The sequence below is a fragment of the Mycobacterium sp. MOTT36Y genome (assembly GCF_000262165.1).
Taxonomy (GTDB): Bacteria; Actinomycetota; Actinomycetes; order Mycobacteriales; family Mycobacteriaceae; genus Mycobacterium; species Mycobacterium intracellulare.
The window spans coordinates 4138702-4157774 of sequence record NC_017904.1 but is presented as its reverse complement, the minus strand read 5'-3'; the positions used below and the strand labels follow the sequence as shown (position 1 = coordinate 4157774).

19 protein-coding genes are annotated in these 19073 nt (G+C 66.9%); 13 read left to right on the top strand and 6 right to left on the bottom strand.

Annotation, left to right across the window (positions count from 1 at the left end):
• Window positions 1–7 precede the first annotated feature (7 nt).
• Complete coding sequence (locus tag W7S_RS18775) at window positions 8–775, top strand: SDR family NAD(P)-dependent oxidoreductase (protein WP_008259206.1); 768 nt, start codon at window positions 8–10, stop codon at window positions 773–775.
• Window positions 776–903: 128 nt separating this feature from the next.
• Window positions 904–3081 (top strand): acyl-CoA dehydrogenase, encoded by a 2178-nt coding sequence (locus W7S_RS18770; RefSeq protein ID WP_008259205.1) that lies wholly within the window; start codon window positions 904–906, stop codon window positions 3079–3081.
• Between the two features lie 9 nt (window positions 3082–3090).
• Here W7S_RS18770 and W7S_RS18765 read toward each other — a convergent pair whose 3' ends face one another.
• On the bottom strand, window positions 3091–3426 hold the full coding sequence (locus W7S_RS18765) for a Zn-ribbon domain-containing OB-fold protein (RefSeq protein ID WP_008259204.1): 336 nt from the start codon (window positions 3424–3426) through the stop codon (window positions 3091–3093).
• 62 nt (window positions 3427–3488) lie between these two features.
• On the opposite strand from W7S_RS18765, the gene W7S_RS18760 reads away from it, so the two are divergent.
• The 3 genes from W7S_RS18760 to W7S_RS18750 all read left to right on the top strand — a co-directional run bounded on the left by W7S_RS18760 (window position 3489) and on the right by W7S_RS18750 (window position 7280).
• Window positions 3489–4682, top strand: a complete 1194-nt coding sequence (locus W7S_RS18760) for a thiolase family protein (protein WP_008259203.1) — start codon at window positions 3489–3491, stop codon at window positions 4680–4682.
• Window positions 4683–4700: 18 nt separating this feature from the next.
• Window positions 4701–6158 carry a FadR/GntR family transcriptional regulator gene (locus W7S_RS18755; protein ID WP_008259202.1) on the top strand — a complete coding sequence of 486 codons (1458 nt, stop codon included), beginning with the start codon at window positions 4701–4703 and terminating at the stop codon, window positions 6156–6158.
• Between the two features lie 129 nt (window positions 6159–6287).
• Window positions 6288–7280 carry a sensor histidine kinase gene (locus W7S_RS18750; protein WP_014385519.1) on the top strand — a complete coding sequence of 331 codons (993 nt, stop codon included), beginning with the start codon at window positions 6288–6290 and terminating at the stop codon, window positions 7278–7280.
• 49 nt (window positions 7281–7329) lie between these two features.
• Here W7S_RS18750 and W7S_RS26415 read toward each other — a convergent pair whose 3' ends face one another.
• Window positions 7330–7530: a hypothetical protein gene (locus W7S_RS26415; RefSeq protein ID WP_008259198.1), complete on the bottom strand. Its 201-nt coding sequence runs from the start codon at window positions 7528–7530 to the stop codon at window positions 7330–7332.
• 712 nt (window positions 7531–8242) lie between these two features.
• Here W7S_RS26415 and W7S_RS18745 point away from each other — a divergent pair.
• Window positions 8243–8737 (top strand): hypothetical protein, encoded by a 495-nt coding sequence (locus W7S_RS18745; RefSeq protein ID WP_008259194.1) that lies wholly within the window; start codon window positions 8243–8245, stop codon window positions 8735–8737.
• A 119-nt stretch (window positions 8738–8856) separates the two neighbouring features.
• Here W7S_RS18745 and W7S_RS18740 read toward each other — a convergent pair whose 3' ends face one another.
• Window positions 8857–10332: a cytochrome P450 gene (locus W7S_RS18740; protein ID WP_008259190.1), complete on the bottom strand. Its 1476-nt coding sequence runs from the start codon at window positions 10330–10332 to the stop codon at window positions 8857–8859.
• 113 nt (window positions 10333–10445) lie between these two features.
• Between W7S_RS18740 and W7S_RS18735 the strand changes: the two genes are divergently transcribed.
• Both W7S_RS18735 and W7S_RS18730 read left to right on the top strand, forming a co-directional pair.
• Window positions 10446–11081: a TetR/AcrR family transcriptional regulator gene (locus W7S_RS18735; RefSeq protein WP_008259189.1), complete on the top strand. Its 636-nt coding sequence runs from the start codon at window positions 10446–10448 to the stop codon at window positions 11079–11081.
• Between the two features lie 37 nt (window positions 11082–11118).
• Window positions 11119–12060 (top strand): SDR family oxidoreductase, encoded by a 942-nt coding sequence (locus W7S_RS18730; protein WP_008259188.1) that lies wholly within the window; start codon window positions 11119–11121, stop codon window positions 12058–12060.
• Here W7S_RS18730 and W7S_RS18725 read toward each other — a convergent pair.
• Window positions 11995–13038, bottom strand: coding sequence for a DNA polymerase IV (locus W7S_RS18725; RefSeq protein WP_008259187.1), 1044 nt, complete (start codon window positions 13036–13038; stop codon window positions 11995–11997). The two genes, W7S_RS18730 and W7S_RS18725, sit on opposite strands and share 66 nt — an antisense overlap.
• A gap of 8 nt (window positions 13039–13046) precedes the next feature.
• Window positions 13047–13661, bottom strand: coding sequence for a TetR/AcrR family transcriptional regulator (locus W7S_RS18720; protein WP_008259186.1), 615 nt, complete (start codon window positions 13659–13661; stop codon window positions 13047–13049).
• A 91-nt stretch (window positions 13662–13752) separates the two neighbouring features.
• On the opposite strand from W7S_RS18720, the gene W7S_RS18715 reads away from it, so the two are divergent.
• From W7S_RS18715 to nrdE, 4 genes are all read left to right on the top strand, one after another.
• Window positions 13753–14307 (top strand): NAD(P)H-dependent oxidoreductase, encoded by a 555-nt coding sequence (locus tag W7S_RS18715; RefSeq protein ID WP_008259185.1) that lies wholly within the window; start codon window positions 13753–13755, stop codon window positions 14305–14307.
• 528 nt (window positions 14308–14835) lie between these two features.
• Entirely contained in the window at window positions 14836–15075 is a 240-nt protein-coding gene (locus W7S_RS18710) for a redoxin NrdH (protein WP_008259184.1), read from the top strand.
• 31 nt (window positions 15076–15106) lie between these two features.
• Entirely contained in the window at window positions 15107–15559 is a 453-nt protein-coding gene (nrdI, locus tag W7S_RS18705) for a class Ib ribonucleoside-diphosphate reductase assembly flavoprotein NrdI (RefSeq protein ID WP_008259183.1), read from the top strand.
• Between the two features lie 17 nt (window positions 15560–15576).
• Window positions 15577–17694, top strand: coding sequence for a class 1b ribonucleoside-diphosphate reductase subunit alpha (gene nrdE / locus W7S_RS18700; RefSeq protein ID WP_014942701.1), 2118 nt, complete (start codon window positions 15577–15579; stop codon window positions 17692–17694).
• 27 nt (window positions 17695–17721) lie between these two features.
• Here nrdE and W7S_RS18695 read toward each other — a convergent pair whose 3' ends face one another.
• Window positions 17722–18189 (bottom strand): glyoxalase/bleomycin resistance/extradiol dioxygenase family protein, encoded by a 468-nt coding sequence (locus W7S_RS18695; protein WP_008259180.1) that lies wholly within the window; start codon window positions 18187–18189, stop codon window positions 17722–17724.
• A 27-nt stretch (window positions 18190–18216) separates the two neighbouring features.
• Here W7S_RS18695 and W7S_RS18690 point away from each other — a divergent pair, with 27 nt between their 5' ends.
• Window positions 18217–19047, top strand: a complete 831-nt coding sequence (locus W7S_RS18690; RefSeq protein ID WP_008259179.1) for a helix-turn-helix domain-containing protein — start codon at window positions 18217–18219, stop codon at window positions 19045–19047.
• Window positions 19048–19073 lie beyond the last annotated feature (26 nt).

Here is a 19073-nt window from a genome sequence, read left to right as displayed (position 1 = left end):
GGTCCGGATGGAGATCAAAGGAAAGAAGGTCGTCGTCATCGGCGGCGCCTCGGGGATGGGTCGCGCCAGCGCCGAGCTGCTGCACGATCGCGGCGCGGACGTCGCGGTGCTCGACCGCGAAGGCTCCGACGGTAAGACGGTGGCCGAAGGCATCGGCGGTACCTTCTATCCCGTCGACGTCACCGACTTCACCGGCACCGAGGAGACACTGCAGGCCGCGGTCGACAAGCTCGGCGGGCTGCACGTCGTGATCACCACCGCCGGTGGCGGGATCGCCAAGCGGACCCTGACCAAGTCCGGGCCGCACGACCTCGAATCCTTCCAGTCGGTGATCGACCTCAATCTCATCGCCACCTTCAACATCAGCCGGCTCGCCGCCGCGCACATGGCGAAGAACGAGCCCGAAGACCCCGACACCGGCGAGCGCGGCGTCATCATCAACACCGCGTCGATCGCGGCCTTCGAGGGCCAGATCGGGCAGGTCGCCTACACCGCCGCCAAGGCGGGCATCGCCGGTATGTGCCTGACCATGGCGCGTGACCTGGGCTCGGTGGGCATCAGGGTGCTGGGGATCGCCCCGAGCCTCTTCGCGACGGGCCTCACCCAGGGCATTCCCGACGAATTCGCGGCGGCGCTGACCAAAGACGCGGCCTTCCCCAAGCGGCTGGGCCGTCCCGAGGAGTACGCCAAGCTGGTGGCCGCCATCGTGGACAACCCGATGCTCAACGGCCAATGCCTGCGCCTGGACGCCGGGCAGCGGTTCGCGCCCAAGTAGGCGCCGCCCGTTGGGGCCCTCCCCGCATTAAGTACACTCTTTAGCCAGCCGCCCCGCTTCCCCTCGAAGCGGGGCAGGCACCCAGCAATCACACCCGGCTGGCATGCGGCGCGCGAGGAGGGCCCCTCATGGGAATCGCATTAACCGACGACCATCGTGAACTCGCCGAGGTGGCTCGCGGGTTCCTGACCGCGCAAAAGGCGCGCTGGGCGGCGCGATCGCTGCTCGATGCCGCCGACGAGCCCCGGCCCGGATTCTGGCAGAACCTGGTCGAGTTGGGCTGGCTCGGCCTGCACGTCGACGAAGAGTACGGCGGCTCCGGCTTCGGGCTGCCCGAACTGGTGGTGGTGATCGAAGAGCTCGGCCGCGCGGTGGCGCCGGGGCCCTTCGTGCCGACGGTGATCGCGTCGGCGGTGATCGCCAAAGACGGTGCGGCCGAACAGAAGTCGCGGATGCTGCCCGGCCTGATCGACGGAACGGTCACCGCGGGCGTCGGATTCGACGGCCAGGTGCAGGTCGCCAACGGCGTCGCGAACGGCGAGGCCGGAATCGTGTTGGGCGCCGGCCTTGCCGAGCTGCTGCTGATCGCCGCCGGCGACGACGTGCTCGTGCTCGAGTGCGACCGCGCCGGCGTTTCGGTCGAGGTGCCGGAAAACTTCGATCCGACACGGCGATCCGGCCGGGTGCGCCTGCAGGACGTGCGGGTGTTCGACGACGACATCCTGGCGGGGGCGCGGCAGTCGGCGCTGGCCCGGGCGCGCACCCTGCTGGCCGCCGAGGCGGTCGGCGGGGCGTCGGACTGCGTCGAGGCGGCCGTCGACTACGCCAAGGTGCGCCAGCAGTTCGGGCGCACCATCGCCACCTTCCAAGCGGTCAAGCATCACTGCGCGAACATGCTGGTGGGCGCGGAGTCCGGGATCGCCGCCGTCTGGGACGCCGCCCGCGCGGCGGGCGAGGACGCCTCGGAGGACGAGGCGCAATTCCGCCTGATCGCCGCGACGGCCGCGGCGCTGGCGTTCCCGGCCTACGTCCGCAACGCCGAACTCAACATCCAGGTGCATGGCGGCATCGGCTTCACTTGGGAACACGACGCGCACCTGCACCTGCGGCGTGCCGTGGTGACCACGGCGCTGTTCGGTGGTGACGCCCCGGCCGCCGACGTCTTCGAGCGCACCGCCGCCGGCGCCGTCCGCGAAAACAGCCTCGACCTGCCGCCCGAGGCCGAAGAACTCCGCGCCGGCGTCCGCGCCGACGTCGCCGAGATCGCCGCACTGGACAAGGACGCCCAGCGCGACAAGCTGATCGAGACGGGCTACGTGATGCCCCATTGGCCCAAGCCGTGGGGACGCGCGGCCGACGCCGTCGAGCAGCTGGTCATCGAGGAGGAGTTCCGCGCGGCCGGTATCAAGCGGCCCGACTACGGGATCACCGGGTGGGTGATCCTGACCCTCATCCAGCACGGAACGCCTTGGCAGATCGAACGATTCGTGGAGAAGGCGCTGCGCAAGGACGAGATCTGGTGCCAGCTGTTCTCCGAACCCGACGCCGGCTCGGACGCCGCGTCCATCAAGACGCGGGCCACCCGCGTCGACGGTGGCTGGAAGATCAACGGCCAGAAGGTGTGGACCAGCGGGGCGCACTACTGCGCGCGTGGGCTGGCCACCGTGCGCACCGACCCCGACGCCCCCAAGCACGCCGGCATCACCACGGTGATCGTCGACATGAAAGCGCCCGAGGTCGAGGTGCGGCCCCTGCGGCAGATCACCGGCGGCTCGGACTTCAACGAGGTCTTCTTCAACGACCTGTTCGTGCCCGACGAGGACGTCGTCGGGGAGCCCAACTCCGGCTGGACGGTCGCCCGCGCCACGCTGGGCAACGAGCGGGTCAGCATCGGGGGCAGCGGGTCGTTCTACGAGGGCCTGGCCTCGCAACTGGTGCAGCTGACCCAGGAACGCCCGGATCGGTTGGCGGGCGGGCACGTTCGGGTCGGGAACTATCTGGCCGGGGAGACCGCACTGCGCCTGCTGAACCTGCGGCGCGCCGCGCGCAGCGTCGAAGGCGCGGGCCCGGGCCCCGAGGGCAACGTGACCAAGCTGAAGCTGGCCGAGCACATGGTGGAAGGCGCCGCGATCATGGCGGCGCTGCTGGGTCCCGAGGTCGCGCTGCTCGACGGCGCCGGCGCCCTGGCCGGCCGGCTGATGATGGGAGCGCGCGGCATGGCGATCGCCGGCGGCACCTCCGAGGTGACCCGCAATCAGATCGCCGAGCGAATCCTCGGCATGCCGCGCGACCCGCTGATCAACTGATTCCGCGGCTCACGCCGGCGCGAACTGCGGCGCACCGGCGGCGCCCCGCTCCGGGCGGAGCGTGACCGGCATCCCGCAGGTCACCGAATCGGGTTCGCAGTCAACGATATTGGCCGCCACCCGCAGGCCACGCTGCTCGGCGAGTTCGACGATGGCGATGACGTAGGGGGTGGGGATCTCCGGGTTGTACGGGTGGTGGTTGACCGTGTAGGTGAACACCGTGCCGCGCCCCGACACCTCGCGCGCCACCAGCGAGCCCCCGCACTCGCGGCATTCGCCGCTCGCCGGATGCACCCAGCGCGCGCAGCCGTCGCAGTACTCGATGAGCAGCGCCCCGTCTGACACGACGAATACAGTACACTCAATTGATTCGACGCGGCGACGGTGTGGTCTGACGGGCGGTGTACATGACGCATTTCGAAAAAGACGCGATCTTGTCCGGCATCGGGATCTCGCGGATCGGCCGTCGCACCGGCATTCCGGGCCTGGAGCTGACGATGGAGGCGGTGCGCGGGGCCATCGAGGACGCCGGATTGGCCGCGACCGACATCGACGGGATCGCCACGCTCGGCGACACACCCGCCGAAGACGTCAACGCGCAACTGCGCATCGACGCCGCGGACTGCGGATCCGGGTTCGGCACCGGCGGCCTGCTGTCGCCGGTGATGTCGGCCTGCCGCGCGGTCGCCGAACGCCGAGCCCGGCACGTGGTGGTGTACCGGACGATCCAGATGCTCGGCGGCACCGTCCCGGTCAAGCAGGAAGAGAACGCTCCCGCCCCTCCCTTGGCGCGGATGTTCGAGACACCCGAGGGCGAGCCGAAGCCCGCCGTCGGGGCGATGGACGACGTCAACGATCTGGTTGCGGCGCAGGCCTATTCGGCCGCCAACTGGCTGGCGCTGAACTGCCGTCGCCACATGGAGCTGTACGGGACCACCAAAGAGCAGTTGGGGTGGATAGCGCTCAACGGCAGGCGCAACGCGGCGCTGAATCCCCGTGCGGTGTACCGGGATCCGATGACGATGGCCGACTACCTGGGGGCGCGGCCGGTCTCCACCCCGCTGGGACTGCTGGACTGCGACGTCCCGATCGACGGCTCGATCGCGGTGGTGGTGTCCCACGCGGAGTACGCCGCCGACTGTCCGCATCGCGCGGTGCGGGTGGAGGCGATCGGCGGATCCGACGGCGCCGGTGGCTGGTTTCACCGCGACGACTACCCGAAGATGGCGATGTCGGACGCCACGGCGCAGATGTGGTCGCGGACGCAGCTGCGGCCCGCCGATCTCGACATCGCCCAGTTGTACGACGGATTCACCTATCTCACGCTGGCGTGGCTGGAAGCCCTCGGTGTGTGTGGGGACGGCGAGGCCGGGCCCTTCGTCGAAGGCGGCGCGCGGATCGCCCGCGACGGCCTGCTGCCGCTGAACACCTACGGCGGCCAACTCTCGGCGGGGCGCATGCACGGCTACTGGGCGTTGCACGAGGGGTGCCTGCAACTGCGCGGCGACGCGGGGGAGCGGCAGGTCGCCCGCCGCCCGGAGGTCGGCGTCGTTTCCGTCGGCGGTGGGCCCGTCGCGGGGTGCATGCTGCTCACCTGTTGAGCGTGTGATTGAGCTCAGATGAGTGAGGACCTGAAGGCCGGCCACGCGGACAAACTGGCGTCGATCCTCGCCCGCGACATCGAGGCGGACATCGTCCGCCGCGGCTGGGCCGTCGGCGAATCGCTGGGATCCGAACTCGCCCTGCAACAACGCTTCGGCGTGAGCCGATCGGTGCTGCGCGAGGCCGTTCGCCTGGTCGAGCACCACCAGGTCGCAAGGATGCGGCGCGGCCCCAACGGCGGGCTGTACATTTGTGAGCCCGACGCCGGGCCCGCCACCCGCGCCGTCGTCATCTATCTCGAATATCTGGGCACGACGCTGGGCGATCTGCTCAACGCGCGTCTGGTGCTCGAGCCGTTGGCGGCCTCGCTCGCCGCCGAGCGCATCGACGAAGCCGGCATCGCGCGGCTGCGGGCCGTTTTAGACGCCGAGGAAAAGTGGCAGCCGGGCTTGCCGGCGCCGCGCGACGAGTTCCACATCGCGCTGGCCGAGCAATCGAAAAATCCCGTGCTGCAACTGTTTATCGACGTCCTGATGCGGCTCACCACGCGCTACGCGCTGGCGTCGCGAACGGACTCGGCGACCGAGGCCATCGAGGCCGTCGAACACCTGCACGCCCACCACTCCAAGATCGTCGCCGCCGTCACGGCCGGTGATTCCGCGCGCGCCAAGACGCTGTCCGAGCGACACGTCGAGGCGGTGACGGGCTGGCTGCAACGGCACCATCCCGGCGACAGGGTCCGCGGGCGCACGCGGCGGCGGCGTCTCGATTCCGAGATGCCCCGCGGCAAGCTGGCCGAGATGCTGGCCGTCACCATCGGCGACGACATCGCCGCCAGCGGCTGGCACGTCGGGTCGGTCTTCGGCACCGAGGCGGCCCTGCTGGCGCGCTACCGGGTGAGCCGCGCGGTGTTCCGCGAGGCGGTGCGCCTGCTCGAATACCACTCGATCGCCCACATGCGCCGCGGACCCGGCGGCGGACTCGTCATCGCCGAACCCGCTGCCCAGGCCAGCATCGACACGATCGCGTTGTACCTGCAGTACCGCGACCCGAGCCGCGAAGACCTACGGTGCGTCCGCGACGCCATCGAGATCGACAACGTCGCCAAGGTCGTCAAGCGGCTCGACGAGCCCGAGGTGGCGGCATTCCTCGTTGCGCATCGGTCACGGCTGCCGGACGCCGCGCAGCCGACGCCCGACGACGTCCGGCGGGCGATCGCGGAGGAATTCAATTTCCACGTCGGGTTGGCGCAGCTGGCCGGCAACGCGCTGCTCGACCTGTTCCTCCGGATCATCGTCGAGTTGTTCCGCCGGCATTGGTCGAGCACCGGGCAGGCGCTGCCCACCTGGTCGGACGTGCTGGCCGTGCACCACGCTCACTTGCGCATTGTCGAGGCGGTGGAGGCCGCCGACGAGAGCGTCGCCTGCTATCGCCTCCGCCGTCACCTCGATGCCGCCGCCTCCTGGTGGCTGTGATCGCGCCGCCCGATGTCGCCCCCCCGGGTGTGCGCGCAAATGTGATCTGTTGCGCGGCATAGCGAAGGCCCGTCTTGGGTACTGGAAGGGGGGATGGGCGACAGCCGATCCAGCAGGGGGTTGGCGCAAGTGATCGAAAGCGAGAGCGCTGAAGTGACGGCGGATACCGAAACCAGACAATACGGTTTCGTCCACTCCGCACTGATTTATCACTCTCAGCAGGAGTTTTTGGACTTGGTGGGCCGCTTCGTCGGCGACGGTTTGGCGTCAGGCGAGGCGGTGCTGCTCGCCGTGCCTCCCGAGACCCTGGCCCTGCTGCAGGGCGAGTTGTACGACGGCGAGGCGTTGCCGGTCGACGTGTACATGACCGACGTCACCGAGGCCGCCCGGAACCCGAGCCGGTTCATGGCGATGGAGGGCGCGTTCATCGACGAGCACCCGGATCGGCGGGTGCGGATCGTCAGCCAGCTCGCGTGGCCGGGCCGCACCGAGGAGGAGTTCGTCGCCTGCATCGAGCACGAAGCGCTGGTCAACACGGCGATGGACGCATACCCGGCGACAAGCCTGTGCCTCTACGACGCGAGCGCGATCGGCGACGAAGTCCTGATGGATGCCCGAGCGACGCACCCGTTGTTGTGGAAAAGCGGTGCGCTGCACCGCAGCCCGGACTACGCGCCGAACGAAGTGCTGCAGCGTTGCAACCAGCCGTTGGCCGCGAATCCCGGCGCCGTCACCTACATGGTGAGGAAGTCAGCGGATCTTCGGCCCGCCCGCTCGTTCGCCGTCGACTATGCGGGGTGGATGGGGCTTTCCCAGGAGTGCATCGAGGATCTGCAGCTGGTCGCCACCGAGTTGGCCACCAATAGCCTGATGTACACCGGGGGCGCCTGCCGGTTGGCGTTCTGGAAAGACGACGGATATCTGGTGTGCGAGGCCCGCGACACCGGACAGCTCGACGATCCGCTGGTGGGCCGCCTCGACCCGGGTCCGTGCGGCCCCGCCAGCCGCGGCCTGTACTTGGTCAACGCCATTTCGGATTTGGTGCGCACGCATACCGCCAGGACGGGAACGACAATTCAGGCGTACCTGCGGTTTGAGCCCGCACCCGAGCCGGCTGGGTAACAAACGACCCGCCGGCAAGGGGATCCGGCGGGTCGTTTGTGGTGAACGGCTAGGGGAGCAACCCGCCTACAATTCCGCCGACGTCGCCGATCACGCCACCCACCACACCGCCGACGGTGCCACCAAGGGTGCCGCCGCTGGCGGGTGCGTCGGCCGGGGTCATCGTGCATCCCGTGGGCAGCAGCAATACCGCGGCAAGCCCCGTAGCCGCCGCGGCAGTTTTAAAGGCTTTCGTCTTCAATGAGGTCATAATCGTCCCTTTCAGATGCGTTAAGGACTTATGGACACCTGTTACGTCTCACCAGTGTTAAGTGAGAAGTGGCTGGATATGTCACGAGCAGGCTGAATCGCCCGCTGCGCAATGGCATTGGAAACATGTTTCGACCGAGGCGGCGCTCGTGCGACATCGTTAGATGATGACGGCGTCGGGTGCCGACTGCGATCGATCAAGCGTCATAGGTTGTCTCCGCTGAGGACGACGTCCGCTCGGTCCTCCCCAGCGGGCTACCCATCGTGACCCTTTAGAGCAAGCAGCCAACGACTCCATCGCAGCCAGTCGTGCTGGTGGTCGGCGCGCATCCCGTCAGTCCAAGCAAAGCTGCGGCCAGCCCGACGGCCGCGGCGACAGCTTTGAGGGTGTTCCGAGTGGGCGTTGACTTCATGATCGTGCCTTTCAGGTGAGGGGATAGTTCAACAGCCGTCTAATTGACTGTTACCCGGCTTCTTACCCCCTGTCAACCCCGCCCAAACCAAACTATTCGTATTATTTCCTATATTTTTTTGTACGGCGTATGGGGGTTGAAGGCGCGGAGCGAAGGGGGCTAATGTCAACGCTCATGCGTCTTCTCGCGCGTTTCGTAGTAGCTAGCACCCGCAGCGGGGTCTGATTCTGACCGACCCCCCGCTGTGGGTCGGAAGCTACTGCCGTCGGTCGCACCAGCTGACTAGAGAAGACCGGCACCATGACTTTTCCCGAGCGCAACCCGCTCCAACATCTCGACGCCGCCACCGTGTGGTTTGGCGATCGTTTCGGCGTCTCGTTGCCCCGCGGGCTGCGGGAGCAGGCCGACGCCATGTCCTGGGAGACCTTCCTCGCGACCTACGGGCGCAGCACGGGACCCCTGCGGCTAGGCCAATGGGAGTGCACGGGCGCGGTGCGACCCGGCCCGCAGGCCCGCAACTTCCAGGCCGTGATCGCCCTGAGCGACCGCATCGGCACCGCGACCGTGGCCGCCAGCGGCCCGATCGCGGCCCTGACCGCGATGCTGCATCAGCGCGGGATCACCGTCGAAATCGTGAACTTCCATCAGATGCAGTCGCCCACCGGCACAGCCACTTTCATCCGCGGCAGCGACGGTGCCCGCGCCGAGTGGGCGATGGGCCTCTCGGACGATCCGACGCAGTCGGCGCTGCGCGCGGTCATCGCCTGCGCCAACCGGTTGCTCGCGGTCGACTGATGCCGCGCACCCCGTGCAACCAACTAGGGGAGTTTCATTTGCGCTAGCGCCGGTGGTAGCGCAAATGAAACTCGGGCTCTACCGCGCCGGCGGAGACGGTGACACGCCGTCGCGGAAGTTCAGAGCGGGCGCAGCACGATCGGCATGCCGTCCATCGGAATCGGCATGCCGCCGTAATCCCAGCGCGGCTGATAGCCCGGCCGGGCCAACTCGATGCGGTAGCGGCGCAGCAGCCGGTGCACCACGGTCTTGACCTCCAGCTGACCGAACACCATGCCGATGCACTTGTGCGCGCCGCCGCCGAAGGGTGCGAAGGCGTAGCGGTGATTCTTGTGCTCCGAGCGCGGTTCGGCGAACCGCTCGGGGTCGAATTTGTCTGGCTCCGTCCACAATTCGGGCAGTCGGTGGTTCATGCCGGGCCAGATGGTGATGTTGGTGCCGGCCGGGATGTAATGGCCCAGCAGCTCGGTGTCGCGCACCGCCATCCGCATGTTGAACGGCAACGGCGTCACCATCCGCAGCGATTCGTTCATGATCAGTTCGAGCGTTTCCAGCTTCTCCAGCGACTCGATGTCCAGCGGACCGTCGCCGAGCCTGGCCGACTCCTCGCGCGCCCGCTCCTGCCATTCCGGGTTGGCGGCCATGTTGTAGACCATCGTGGTGGTCGTCGACGTGGAGGTGTCGTGGGCGGCCATCATCAAGAAGATCATGTGGTTGACGATGTCTTCGTCGGTGAAGCTGTTGCCGTCGTCGTCCTCGGTGTGGCACAGCACCGTGAGCATGTCGTTGCCCGTGGCGTTGCGGCGCTCCTTGACCCGCTCGTTGAAGTAGTCCTCGAGCAGCTGGCGGGCGCGCAGGCCACGCCACCACTTGAACGGCGGAACCGGCTGCCGGATGATCGCCCCACCGGCGCGGGTCGTGGTGGTGAACGCCTGGTTGACCTTGGTGACGAGGTCGTGGTCGGACCCTGGCTCGTGCCCCATGAACACCAAGGACGCGATGTCGAGGGTGAGTTCCTTCATCGCCGGGTGGAACAGGAATCGGGCGTCGTTGGTCGGCCAGCCGGCGACGATGTCGGTCGCCACGCGGTCGATGTGCTCGACGTACCCGGTCAGGCGGCTGCGGGTGAACGCCTCCTGCATGATGCGCCGGTGATACATGTGCTCGTCGAAGTCCAGCATCATCAGCCCGCGGTTGAAGAACGGCCCGATCACCGGGTGCCAGCCCTTCTGCGAGAAGTCCTTGTTGCGGTTGGAGAACACGGCCTGGGTGGCGTCGGGCCCCAGCGCCGTGACCGCCGGCATGATCGGCGAATCGAGGTAGATCAGCGGGCCCTTGTTCCTGTAGAGGTACAACGCGTAGTCCGGGCCGCCGCGAAACAATTCGATGATGTGGCCGAGGATCGGGAGCCCGGCGTCACCCATCACGGGCTTCAGGTCGCTGCCGGCGGGCGGTTCCGCCAGGACTTTCGTGTCCCACTCGTGGGCGAGCAGACGCTTCTCGATCGCCCCCATGCCGGGGATGGTGTTCAGCGTCGGGGTGAATCGGCGCCGCGCCTGATCCAGCAGGTAGTGCGGAGTGCTGATGGTGGTCATAGACGCTCCTTTGCGTGCCCTCGGGGTGACAGCGGTCACTGATTATTACCTTCGCTGAAAAACTTGACGGCTGTCAAGTTTGCTTTTTGCGCGGCGTGGTGCAAGGTCAGGGAGTGAGCAGCCACCCCGCCAATCCGGAGCCGGGCGCGCGTCGGCGTGGCGACAAGCAACGCCAGGCGATCGTGGAGGCCGTGCGCGAACTGCTGCAGGAAAAACCGTTCGCCGAGTTGTCCGTCAGCACCATCAGCCTGCGCGCCGGGGTCGCCCGTTCGGGCTTCTACTTCTATTTCGACTCCAAATACGCCGTGCTGGCACAGCTGATGGCGGAGGCCACCGAAGAGCTCGAGGAACTCACCCAGTACTTCGCGCCACGCCAGGCGGGCGAGTCACCCGAGGAGTTCGCCAAGCGGATGGTCGGCAGCGCCGCCGCCGTCTACGAGCACAACGATCCGGTGGTGACCGCCTGCAACGAGGCCCGCCACACCGACGTGGAGATCCGCGACCTGCTCGACCAGCAGTTCGAGGTGGTGCTGGCGCAGATCGTCGCCATCGTCGAGGCCGAGATGAAGGCCGGGACCGCCAGGCCGATCAGCGACGATCTTCCGACGCTGATCCGCACCCTGACGGGTACCACCGCGCTGGTGTTGACCGGCGACCCGGTTCTGACCGGATCCGACAGCGACCGTGACCGACGGGTGCGCGTGCTCGAGCAGTTGTGGCTGCACGCCCTGTGGTCCGGCCGTCCCTAGCGCCGGTCTGGGTGATACCGGCGGTATCGTCGCCGCCATGGCGAACAAGGCGTCCGGGCGGTATTTCGCGGGAAAGCGGTGCTTTGTCACCGGCGCGGCCAGCGGCATCGGCCGCGCGACGGCATTGCGGCTCGCCGCCCAGGGGGCCGAGCTCTACCTGACCGACCGCGACTCCGACGGTCTGGCACTGACGGTGGCCGACGCGCGCGCGCTGGGCGCGCAGGTCCGGGAGCATCGGGCGCTCGATATCGCCGACTACGACCAGGTGGCCGCGTTCGCCGCCGACATCCACGCCGCGCATCCGGCCATGGACGTGGTGCTCAACATCGCCGGCGTATCCGCCTGGGGCACCGTCGACCGGCTGACCCACGAGCAGTGGAGCAAGATGGTCGCCATCAACCTGATGGGCCCGATCCACGTCATCGAGACGTTCGTGCCGCCGATGGTGGCGGCCAAGCGGGGCGGCCATCTGGTCAACGTGTCCTCGGCGGCCGGGTTGGTCGCCCTGCCCTGGCACGCCGCCTACAGCGCCAGCAAGTACGGACTGCGCGGCGTCTCGGAGGTGCTGCGTTTCGATTTGGCCCGCCACCGCATCGGGGTGTCGCTGGTGGTGCCCGGCGCGGTGAACACCCCGCTGGTGGGGACCGTGGAGATCGCCGGTGTGGACCGCGAGGATCCCAACGTCGCCCGGTGGATACGGCGATTCGCCGGCCACGCCGTGTCGCCTGAGAAGGCGGCCGAAAAGATCCTTGCCGGCGTGGCCAAGAACCGATACCTGATCTACACCTCGGCCGACATTCGGGCGCTCTACGCGTTCAAAAGGCTTGCGTGGTGGCCCTATAGCGTCGCCATGCGCCAGGTGAACGTGATCTTCACCCGCGCGCTGCGGCCGGGCCCACCCAACCCGGCGCCGCTAGTCCGGCATGAGCAACTCCAGCCGCACCCCGAGCAGGCGGACCGGGCGGTCGAGGGAGAATAAATCCAGGACGCGCAAGGCGGCAGCGACGATCGTGTCGCGATCGGTGGTGGGCGCGTCGAGTTTGCGAATCTTGGTGCGGGTGTAGAAGGTTGAGGTTCGCACGGTGACCGCCACCCGCGTCACGACCCGCGCTTCGGCCAGCACGTCGTCCAGCGCTTGTTCGGCCAAACCCGTAACGGCCGCGTTCATCTCGGCGCGATCGGTGAGGTCGCGGGGAAAGGTGACGACGTGGCTGCGCGAGCGCGGCACCCACGGCTCGGCGCTGACGTGGCTGTCACCCCCACCCTTGGCCAACAGCAGGAGCCACAGCCCGGTGCGCGCCCCGAACGTGGCCGTCAACAACTCGGCGTCGCTGTGGGCCAGTTGCCACACCGTCGTAATCTCAAGATCCGCAAGTTTTTTCGCGGTCTTGGGCCCCACGCCCCACAGCGCGTCGACCGGACGGTCGGCCATCAGCGCCATCCAATTCGCATCGGTGAGCACGAAAACGCCGTCGGGCTTGGCGAATCCGGTGGCGACCTTGGCGCGTTGCTTGTTGTCGCTGATGCCGACCGAGCAGGACAGTCCGGTTTCGGTGGAGATGACGCTGCGGATCTGTTGTGCCACCTCGCCGGGGTCCTCGGCGTGGACGGCGACGTAGGCCTCGTCCCATCCCCACACCTCCACCGGATGGCCCAGATCCCTTAGCAGGCCCATGACTTCACCGGACGCCGCGTCGTAGGCGGCCGGGTCGGAGGGGAGGAAGGTCGCATCCGGGCAGCGGCGGGCCGCCGCGCGCAGTGGCATGCCCGCCCGCACACCGAATTCCCGGGCCTCATAGGACGCGCAGGTGACGACCTTGCGCGGTTCGCTGGGATCACCGCTGCCGCCGACGATGACGGGCAGCCCGGCCAATTCGGGGCGACGGCGCAACTCGACCGATGCCAGGAATTGGTCGAGGTCCACGTGCAGGACCCAGTCGCGCGCCGCCGCGGACATGCCGACGTTCACCTCCCACAAAGCTTGCGCGCCAAGCTTTCCCACGCGTCGCCCAATGTCTGCAGGGTGTGACCGCCGTCGTTCAGCTGATGCTCCACGTAGTCGGTGTCGAGGAGGGCGAGCAGGGCGTCGGCCTGGACCACGAGGTCGCCGGACGTCTCCGCCGAGGCCAGCAGCACGCGCACGTGCCTGCGCAGGACGGCGGCCGGCGGCCCGTAACGGGTCCGCGGGTCGCGGTTGGCCGCCGACAGCAGCGCGTGATGGGTGTGGGCGAAGCGCATCCGTTCCCGGCCGAAGGCCACCAGCCGATCCCACGGCGGGGCGTCGGGCCCCAGCGGCGGGGGACCGAACAGAAACGCCTCCTGGCTGGCGCGTTCGTCCTCGTCGAGCAGCACCATCATCAGGCCGGCCCGGCTGCCGAACCGGCGGAATAGGGTGCCCTTGCCGACGCCGGCGGCCGCGGCGACGTCGTCCATGGTGACGGCGTCGGCCCCGCGCTCGGCGACCAGGCGACGCGCCGCATCCAGCAACAGCGCGCGGTTGCGCAGGGCGTCGCCCCGTTCCTGCGCCGGCAGCTGCGGCACGCACATCGGCAACTCGCCCGACCGTTCGACGCCGCTCACCCTTGCACTTTAACGCCGGAGGAATAAATCGGACCACAGTCCGTTTAGGTCGTGCGAGGATGTATACCAACGACCGAAGGGAACTGCGAGAGTGGCAATCAAAATCTTGGCGTTAGTGGGAAGCCTGCGCGCGGCGTCGATCAACCGCCAGATCGCCGAATTGGCGGCGGCGGTCGCCTCCGACGGTGTCAGCGTCACGCTCTTCGAGGGGCTCGCCGACCTGCCGTTCTACAACGAGGAGATCGACGACGCGATGAACGCCGACGCCCCGCCGCTGGCCCCGGTGGCCGCGCTGCGGGCCGCGGCGGCCGACGCCGACGCCGCCCTGGTGGTCACACCCGAGTACAACGGCAGCATCCCGGCGGTGGTCAAGAACGCGATCGACTGGCTGTCGCGCCCGTTTGGCGACGGCGCGCTGAAGGGCAAGCCGCTGGCCGTCATCGGGGGCTCCTTCGGCCAGTACGGCGGGGTGTGGGCGCACGACGAGACCCGCAAGTCCTTCGGCATCGCCGGCGCGCGGGTCGTCGATTCGATCAAACTGTCCGTGCCGTTCAAGACGCTGGAAGGCAGGCCGCCCGCCGAGCATGCCGAGCTGTCGGCGAACGTGCGCGACGTGGTGGGCAAGCTCGCCGCCGAAGCCGGCTGATTGGCAGAAGTCGACAAGCCGTCCGGGAGGTGACCAGCGGGGTTGCCGCCGACGAATAGCCAAAGCCGCCAGCACCGTCTGGCGGCTTTGCTAGCTGTCGGTAGGCCCGTCGTGGCCAGCGGTTCGAAACCGGGGTTGTCGGTGGCCGCTGCTATACCGATACCCGGAGGCGACTTGGCGTCGGCGTGTGATCTGCGACACGCCGGGGCGGGTTCCCGAATTTGTTCGACACAGGCCTCACGACCAGGGAATTTCAGAAATGTTATTCAGAACATCTTGTATCTCGACATCTTGTCAGCCACTAGGTGTAGTGTTTCGATGCACCGGCGGATCCCAGGATCGCCAAGCCAGCCAGGCTCGGTGAACCCCCCGAAATCGGCGCGAAGTGGTCGAAGACAGGTCTTCGGCACTGGTCGCCGCAGGACGGGAATCTGGGCGCCTGCCGGATCGCTGAACCTAGCAAAGACGCAGTCCAAAAGTAGTTGCCAGTCCATTGGGTCCCCCTCTTCCGCAAAGGAGCGGCATTCTATGAGCATCACCGTGTACACCAAGCCGGCATGCGTGCAGTGCAGCGCCACCTACAAGGCGCTGGACAAGCAGGGCATCGTCTACGACACGGTCGACATCACGTTGGACTCCGAGGCGCGTGATTACGTGATGGCGCTGGGCTATCTGCAGGCTCCCGTCGTGGTGGCCGGCAACGACCACTGGTCGGGTTTCCGGCCCGATCGCATCAAGGCGCTCGCCGCGGTGGAACTCAGCGCGTAAGGCAAGACGTTAGGTAAGGAGTTGCCGCACCATGGACACCACGGGGCGCAACCTGGTCTATTTCTCCTCCGTGTCGGAGAACACCCACCGCTTCGTGGAGAAGCTGGGGATTCCCGCCACGCGGATACCGCTGCACGGCCGTATCGAGGTGGACCAGCCGTACGTCCTGGTGCTGCCCACCTACGGCGGCGGGCGGGCCACTCCTGACCTCAACGCCGGCGGCTATGTCCCCAAACAGGTCATCGCCTTTTTGAACAATGAGCACAACCGTTCGTTGATCCGCGGCGTCATCGCCGCGGGCAACAACAACTTCGGCGCCGAATTCGCCTACGCGGGCGACGTGATCTCACGCAAGTGCGGCGTCCCGTACCTCTATCGCTTCGAACTCATGGGAACCCAGGACGACGTGGATGCCGTCCGCGCGGGCTTAGCCGATTTCTGGAAGGAACAGACGTGTCAACAACCGTCGCTGCAGAGCCTGTAACCACCGGAGCCCACGCGTTGCCGGGGGAGACGGATTACCACGCGCTCAACGCGATGCTGAATCTGTACGACGCGGACGGCAAGATTCAGTTCGACAAGGACCGCGAGGCCGCGCATCAGTACTTCCTGCAGCACGTCAACCAGAACACGGTGTTCTTCCACAATCAGGACGAGAAGCTCGACTACCTGATCAAGGAGAACTATTACGAGCGCGAGGTTCTCGACCAGTACAGCCGCAACTTCGTCAAGACGCTGCTGGATCGGGCCTACGCCAAGAAGTTCCGGTTCCCGACGTTCCTGGGCGCGTTCAAGTACTACACCTCCTACACGCTGAAGACGTTCGACGGGAAGCGCTACCTGGAGCGCTTCGAGGACCGCGTGGTCATGGTGGCGCTGACGCTGGCCGCTGGTGACACCATCCTCGCCGAGAAGCTCGTCGACGAGATCATCGACGGACGGTTCCAGCCGGCCACCCCGACGTTTTTGAACTCGGGCAAAAAGCAGCGCGGCGAGCCGGTGAGCTGCTTTCTGCTGCGCATCGAAGACAACATGGAGTCCATCGGGCGATCGATCAACTCCGCGCTGCAGCTGTCCAAGCGGGGCGGGGGAGTTGCGTTGCTGCTGAGCAACATCCGCGAGCACGGCGCCCCGATCAAGAACATCGAGAACCAGTCCTCGGGCGTCATCCCGATCATGAAGCTGCTCGAGGACTCGTTCTCCTACGCCAACCAGCTCGGGGCGCGCCAGGGCGCGGGCGCGGTGTACCTGCACGCGCACCACCCCGACATCTACCGATTCCTGGACACCAAGCGCGAGAACGCCGACGAGAAGATCCGCATCAAGACGCTGAGCCTGGGCGTGGTGATTCCCGACATCACCTTCGAGCTGGCCAAGAAGAACGAGGACATGTACCTGTTCTCGCCCTATGACGTCGAGCGGGTGTACGGCCTGCCGTTCGCCGACATCTCGGTCACCGAGAAGTACTACGAGATGGTCGACGACGCCCGCATTCGCAAGACCAAGATCAAGGCGCGCGAGTTCTTCCAGACGCTGGCCGAGCTGCAGTTCGAATCCGGCTACCCCTACATCATGTTCGAGGACACGGTGAACCGGGCCAACCCGATCGACGGCAAGATCACCCACTCGAACCTGTGCTCGGAGATCCTGCAGGTCTCCACGCCGTCGGTGTTCAATGATGACCTGTCGTATGCCAAAGTGGGCAAGGACATTTCGTGCAACCTGGGGTCGCTGAACATCGCCAAGACGATGGACTCGCCCGACTTCGCCCAGACCATCGAGGTGGCGATCCGCGCGCTGACGGCGGTGAGCGATCAGACGCACATCACCTCGGTGCCCTCAATCGAGCAGGGCAACAACGAGTCCCACGCGATCGGGCTCGGACAGATGAACCTGCACGGCTATTTGGCCCGCGAGCGCATCCACTACGGCTCCGAAGAGGGCGTCGACTTCACCAACATCTACTTCTACACCGTGCTCTACCACGCGCTGCGCGCGTCGAATCGTATTGCGATCGAACGGGGAAGCAAGTTCGGTGGCTTCGAGAGGTCGAAATACGCCTCGGGTGAGTTCTTCGACAAGTACACCGAGCAGGTGTGGGAGCCGGCCACCCCGCGGGTCCGCGAGATCTTCGCCGAGGCGGGCATTCGCATTCCGACGCAAGACGATTGGCGGCGGCTAAAGGAGTCGGTGCAGGAGCACGGCATCTACAACCAGAACCTGCAGGCCGTCCCGCCGACGGGGTCGATCAGCTACATCAACCACTCGACCAGCTCGATCCACCCGGTGGCGAGCAAGATCGAGATCCGCAAGGAAGGCAAGATCGGCCGCGTCTACTACCCGGCGCCGTATCTGACCAACGACAACCTGGAGTACTACCAGGACGCCTACGAGATCGGCTACGAGAAGATCATCGACACCTACGCCGCGGCCACCCAGCACGTGGATCAGGGGCTGTCGCTGACGCTGTTCTTCAAGGACACGGCCACCACCCGCGACGTGAACAAGGCGCAGATCTACGCCTGGCGCAAGGGAATCAAGACGCTGTACTACATCCGTCTTCGCCAACTGGCATTGGAGGGCACCGAGGTCGAGGGCTGCGTGTCCTGCATGCTGTAGGACACGGATTCACTCTCCGGGAGTGCTTTACAGGTTGTCGGCGCCCCAGCTGGCAAGCCGGTGTTCGCGCTCGGCGGGATCCATGTCTTCGACCCTTGTCATGATCGACCAGCGTTGCCCGAAAGGGTCGACGATTGAGCCGAACCGGTCGCCCGTGACGAAGGTCTGGGCCTCTTCGCGTACCGTCGCGCCCGCTCGCTGGGCCCGCGCCAGCACGGCGTCGACGTCGGTGCAGTAAAACACCACCGAATGGGTCACCGATTCTGTCCGGCCGGGGGCTTCGAGGTGGTAGCCGGGGTTGGGATCGGACAGCTGCAACCTGCCGTGGCCGAAGTCCAGTTCCGCGTGCGCGATCGTGTCATTCGGTCCGGCCATCTTCTCGACGAGTGTCGCGCCGAAGACGTCGATGTAAAAGCTGATGGCGGCTTCGGCGCCATCGACGACCAAGAACGGGGTCAAACTCGTGTAGCCCTCGGGAATCGGTTGCACATTCATGCAATCCAGGTTGGCTAGATTCGTCATGTGGAGGCTTGGAAAAACGCGCCACAGGCGATCGGTCCACAGCCGGGCGTGGTCGGACGCGCGGGCAGCGCATCGACGTTCGACCTCCGTCGCCAAGCGCCGTCGCAGGCCGCAGCCAAGTTCGTCGAGCATTTTTGGTCGGTGTGCTGGGATCTGACGGGACAGCCGCCGCGTGAAAGTCAGGTGATCACTTTCCCGTCGATCAACCTGAGCCATGAATGGGGCACCGACTCCCCGCGCCATGGATTCGCTTTGCCCGCCACGTTGGTACACGGCGTCGTCGAGAGGGTCTTCACCATCACGTTGTCGGGGCGTGGTGCGGTTGTCGGTGCGCGCTTCCGCGCCGGCGGGTTCACCGCCCGATTCGGACGCGATGCGGCTGCGCTGACCGGCCGAATCGTTCGAGTCGACGACGACTTGTTCAGCGGTCCAACGCTTTTCGACGACGACATCGAGCTCGCCGCCGCACAACTGGACATGGCGATCGGCGCTGCGACCATCTGCGACCCGACCTACGACGCCCTCACGGCGCTGCTCCGCCGGATGCACGACGACGAGGCTTTGCACCGCGTGGAGCAGGTGATGGCGTGCTCGCCCTGGAGCGCGCGAACCACTCAGCGCGTGTTCCGGCGCTATGTCGGTGTGCCGGTCAAGTGGGTGCTGTGCCGTTACCGCCTGCAGCAAGCTGCGTTGGCGATCGAGAGCGATCGACGCGTCGACTTCGCCGACCTGGCCGTCCGGCTCGGCTGGTATGACCAGGCGCATTTCACCAACGAGTTCCGGTCGATGCTCGGCTGCAGCCCGGGGGAGTACGCCCAGCGGCACCGTTAACCGCGGTGTCTTCGTCTGGGCCAGTC

Coding starts and splice junctions, on each gene's coding strand:
- W7S_RS18710 (WP_008259184.1), top strand. CDS start 14,836: ATGAGCATCACCGTGTACACCAAGCCGGCATGCGTGCAGTGCAGCGCC.
- W7S_RS18725 (WP_008259187.1), bottom strand. CDS start 13,038: ATGTCCGCGGCGGCGCGCGACTGGGTCCTGCACGTGGACCTCGACCAA.
- W7S_RS26415 (WP_008259198.1), bottom strand. CDS start 7,530: ATGACCTCATTGAAGACGAAAGCCTTTAAAACTGCCGCGGCGGCTACG.
- W7S_RS18745 (WP_008259194.1), top strand. CDS start 8,243: ATGACTTTTCCCGAGCGCAACCCGCTCCAACATCTCGACGCCGCCACC.
- W7S_RS18695 (WP_008259180.1), bottom strand. CDS start 18,189: ATGAATGTGCAACCGATTCCCGAGGGCTACACGAGTTTGACCCCGTTC.
- W7S_RS18770 (WP_008259205.1), top strand. CDS start 904: ATGGGAATCGCATTAACCGACGACCATCGTGAACTCGCCGAGGTGGCT.
- W7S_RS18730 (WP_008259188.1), top strand. CDS start 11,119: ATGGCGAACAAGGCGTCCGGGCGGTATTTCGCGGGAAAGCGGTGCTTT.
- W7S_RS18775 (WP_008259206.1), top strand. CDS start 8: ATGGAGATCAAAGGAAAGAAGGTCGTCGTCATCGGCGGCGCCTCGGGG.
- W7S_RS18755 (WP_008259202.1), top strand. CDS start 4,701: ATGAGTGAGGACCTGAAGGCCGGCCACGCGGACAAACTGGCGTCGATC.
- W7S_RS18760 (WP_008259203.1), top strand. CDS start 3,489: ATGACGCATTTCGAAAAAGACGCGATCTTGTCCGGCATCGGGATCTCG.
- W7S_RS18740 (WP_008259190.1), bottom strand. CDS start 10,332: ATGACCACCATCAGCACTCCGCACTACCTGCTGGATCAGGCGCGGCGC.
- nrdI (WP_008259183.1), top strand. CDS start 15,107: ATGGACACCACGGGGCGCAACCTGGTCTATTTCTCCTCCGTGTCGGAG.